Here is a 4,071-nt window from a genome sequence, read left to right as displayed (position 1 = left end):
AATTTTTACTACTTTTAGCCGCTAATCAACCAATTACTGCCGGGGGAGGCAGGTCTCGGAACATGCAAGAAAATTTGAATACGGAGCGGCAATGGCTGGAGCAGTTAGCCGGGGGAGAGGAGGCGGCGTTCAGGCTTTTGTTTGACCGTTACCATCCTTTTATTTATTCTTTCGCACTCAGGATGACAGCGTCGGACACGATCGCCAAAGACGTAGTACAAGACGTGCTGGTGAAGATCTGGATCAACCGCCGGTCGTTGCACAACATTGATAACCTGCCCGCATATATTAACAGGATGACCCGTAACCAGGTGCTGAACGGGATGAAACGGCGGGCGCACGAGGAAACTCTCATCAGGGAGTTGTATCCCTTCCGGGAAGACCATAACCCAACGGAAGAAGCTGCATTAGGCAAAGAGCTGGAGCAATTGCTGCACAAAGCCATCGCACAGTTGCCGGCACAACAGCAGAAAGTATACCGCATGAGCCGTTCAGAAGGGCTTAAACACGACGAAATCGCCTACCGGTTAAACATCTCCCGGGAAACTGTAAAAAAACATATGATGGCCGCTCTCAGATCGGTAAAACAATACCTGGCAGATAACGGCAACACCATTGGATTATTGGCTATTTGCCTGTTGGAGGTACGCCGCTGAATTTTTTTTCCTCAACTACCCCTTCTTTCCCTCCTGTTTGTCAGTAGTGTAAATAGGACCACTTTATCTTACAAACCACCAATATGCAGGGAGCAAGATGGAAATATTTGCTGAACCGGTTTTATGATCAAACTGCTTCCCCGGAAGAGCGGGTCGCTTTAATGGCTGCCTTACGGGAAGGCGAACCCGATGAAGCAATACTGGATGAATTAATAGAAAAACACCGCACAGATGTTACGTTGCCCGGTACAGAGGCAGATGCGCTTTATCATCATATCCTGACGCAGTTGCCGGCAGCGCAACCGGAGATACGGCAATTACCTGCCCGCAAATGGTGGTGGGCAGCAGCTGCAGCAGCCGGTTTGCTGCTGTTGGGCAGTATCGTTTATTTCATGAGCCACCGCCAGTCACCGTTAGAACTTGCAGCAAAAGCGGATGTGCTGCCGGGTACCAACAAAGCAATGCTCACATTGGCAGATGGTACACAGGTAGCGCTTGACAGCAGCGGCAGGCAGGTGATACAACAGGGAAATACGGCTGTAAGCCAGCAGGCCGGGGAACTGCGGTATGATGTGAAAGCCGGCAGCAGTGAGGTGGGCTATAACGTATTGACTACGCCCCGCGGCGGCCAGTTCAGGTTAGTGTTGCCGGATAATTCAGCGGTATGGTTGAATGCAGCCTCCTCTATCCGTTACCCTACCGCTTTTACCGGTAAAGAACGTTTGGTAACTGTTACGGGAGAAGCCTACTTTGAAGTGGCAGCAGTGCCCGGGCAGCCATTCCGTGTGAGCTTACCGGCAGGTATTTCCGTGGAAGTACTGGGAACCCATTTTAACGTGAACGCTTATACGGAGGAAAATAGTATCCGCACTACGCTTACCAGCGGGAAGGTGCGGGTGGTAAGGGGTAGTGATAAAGTATTACTGCAGCCCGGTCAGCAGGCGCAGGCCGATCCGCGTGCAACGGGCGTAATAGTAAAATCACTTACATCCGCGGGGGTATCGCAGGCGATCGCCTGGAAGAATGGCATTTTTGATTTTGAGCAGATGGACCTGGAACAGGTGCTGCAACAGGTAGCACGCTGGTACGATGTGGAGGTGGTGTACAAAGGGCCGGTACCACATCGCCTTTTCGGCGGGCAGCTGTCGAGAAACCTCCACCTCTCCGATATTGTAGAGGTGATGCGTATGATGAAAGTAAATGTACATATAGAAGAAGGAAAACGGCTGGTGGTACGGTCGTTCTGACAACAGCCTATACAGATGAAAACCGCCCCGGGGGCAACCGGAGCGGCAGGTAGTCTGGTTATTTAAATAGCAAAGTCTGGGTAAGACTCATTATTAATCAACCATTAACTATTACAAAAGTATGCAAATTTATGCGCTTTGTAAGGGCCATCCCATGCCTGGCCTTTCGGGAAGTTCCAAAAAATCAACCTGTGGAACCTCAACCGGTTTCCTGGCTAAAATCATCCGGGTTATGCGATTCACCGCTTATCTCCTGTTAGTTTGCTGTTTGCATGTATCCGCCAAAGTGGCGTCGCAAACAATGACACTGAATGCTAATAACATTCCATTGAACCAGGTTTTTTCAGAGATCCGGAAGCAAACCGGCTACCTCGTTTTCTACGACCTGGAACTGGTCAAAGCCGCCTCGCCGGTATCTGTGGCGGTAAAAGACATCCCGCTGGAAGCCTTTCTCACAGGGGTATTGAAAGACCGCTCCCTGGTGTACACCATCCGGGATAAGAATATTATTATCCGGGAGAAGGAAGCAATTCCCGAAGCTGTTCCCGATCAGGGCACGGCAACGGGGATCATCATTGCTTCAGATGGTACACCGCTACCCGGCGCCAACATCCGGGTGAAAGGCACTTCCGATTATGTAAGCACCGATGCTTCGGGTAAGTTCTCCATAAAAGCCAAACCCGGCGAAACATTGCTGATCACTTTTATCGGGTTTCAGTCAAGGGAAGTAATAGTGCCGCCTTCCGGCAATGCCATGCGTATTGTGCTGGAGGCCTCCGTTAGCGCGCTCGATGAAAAGGTAGTGCAGGCTTACGGTTTTACTTCCAAACGTATGGCTACCGGCAACATCGACAAAATAACGGGCAAAGAACTGAACCAGGCGCCGGTATCCAACGTACTGGCGGCCTTGCAGGGAAGAACGCCGGGCGTGATCATTACGCAAACCTCCGGTGTGCCCGGCGCCGCTTTTAAAGTGGAGATCCGCGGCCGCACGCAGGTAGACAAATACAACAGCGCCAGCAATGAACCCCTTTTTATACTGGATGGCATTCCGCTGGCAGCAAATAACGCCAACATCAACCTGTTGCAATCCGCTATTTCCGCGTACAGCACTACCGGTCTTAGTCCCATCAACAGCATTAACATGTCGGATATTGAAAGTATAGAGATATTAAAAGATGCAGACGCCACTGCTATCTACGGCAGCCGCGGGGCCAATGGCGTGGTGCTTATTACCACCCGCCGCGGTAAGGCAGGCGCCACCCGTTTCAATATCAATGTTACTTCCGGCGGCAGTCGCGCAAAACTACCCAACCTCCTCAGCACAAAGGATTATGTGGCGATGCGTAATGAGGCGTTCGCCAACGATAACAAAGTTAAAACCATCGCCAATGCATACGACCTGCTGCTGTGGGATACCACGCGCGATAATAACCTGACCAGGCAACTGATTGGCGGTACCGCTACTACCACCAACGCACAGGCTTCTGTTTCCGGCGGATCGGAATTGGTACAATATCTTGCAGGCGGAGGTTATTACAGGGAAACAGATGTGTATCCCGGTAAGTTCCCTAACAGCAGGGCTTCAGGACAGTTAAGCCTGAACACCCGCTCCAGCGACCGTAAATTCAACGGCGCCTTCCGCGCAAATTATTCTTCCGGTAAAAATACCACCAGCAGCAGGGACCTGGCAGGATCTGTTACATTACCACCCAATTATGCGCTTTATGATTCGGCAGGGGGATTAATGTGGAATGAAAAAGGTATCACCATGGATAACCCGCTTGCCTATATGCTGCAGAAATATACCGCTACCACAGAAAGCCTGATGGCCGATGCATTGGTGTCTTACCTCGTGGCGCCGGGACTTACCATCCGCAGTAGTATCGGTTATAACAACATGACGGTAAATGAACTGAGCCTGGTACCTAAAACCGCGCAGAATCCCCAAACGCAGGATCTCACAGGAAGAGCCTCTTTTGGCAATAACAGTTTTAAAAGCTGGATAGTAGAACCGCAGGCGGAATATGCTACCACCTTCGGGAAAAGCCGGCTGGATATCCTTGCAGGCGCTACTTACCAGAGCCAGCAAAACAACGGCTACAGCTTTACTGTGAAAGGATATACCAGCGATGAATTTCTGGGATCCATGGTGGGTATCCCTGCCA

Annotated in this window: 3 protein-coding genes; all 3 read left to right on the top strand. The window is 50.9% G+C overall.

The annotated features are described in order from the left end of the window. Window positions 1-62 precede the first annotated feature (62 nt). A complete protein-coding gene (locus tag VN105_RS25000; protein WP_325645375.1) occupies window positions 63-656 on the top strand; it encodes an RNA polymerase sigma-70 factor in 594 nt (197 codons plus the stop codon). 83 nt (window positions 657-739) lie between these two features. After that, the gene (locus VN105_RS24995) at window positions 740-1,903 is read left to right on the top strand and encodes a FecR family protein (RefSeq protein WP_325645373.1); all 1,164 of its coding nucleotides are present in this window, start codon (window positions 740-742) and stop codon (window positions 1,901-1,903) included. Between the two features lie 232 nt (window positions 1,904-2,135). Beyond that, window positions 2,136-4,071: SusC/RagA family TonB-linked outer membrane protein (locus tag VN105_RS24990; protein WP_325645371.1), on the top strand; the 1,936-nt coding region annotated here is incomplete at its 3' end.

This window comes from Chitinophaga sp., assembly GCF_035564935.1.
Lineage (GTDB): Bacteria > Bacteroidota > Bacteroidia > Chitinophagales > Chitinophagaceae > Chitinophaga.
This window is presented reverse-complemented; position numbering and strand designations above follow the sequence as displayed.

Bases quoted from the DNA above. Each gene is read 5' to 3' on its own strand.
- VN105_RS24995 (WP_325645373.1), top strand. From the start codon at position 740: ATGCAGGGAGCAAGATGGAAATATTTGCTGAACCGGTTTTATGATCAA.
- VN105_RS25000 (WP_325645375.1), top strand. From the start codon at position 63: ATGCAAGAAAATTTGAATACGGAGCGGCAATGGCTGGAGCAGTTAGCC.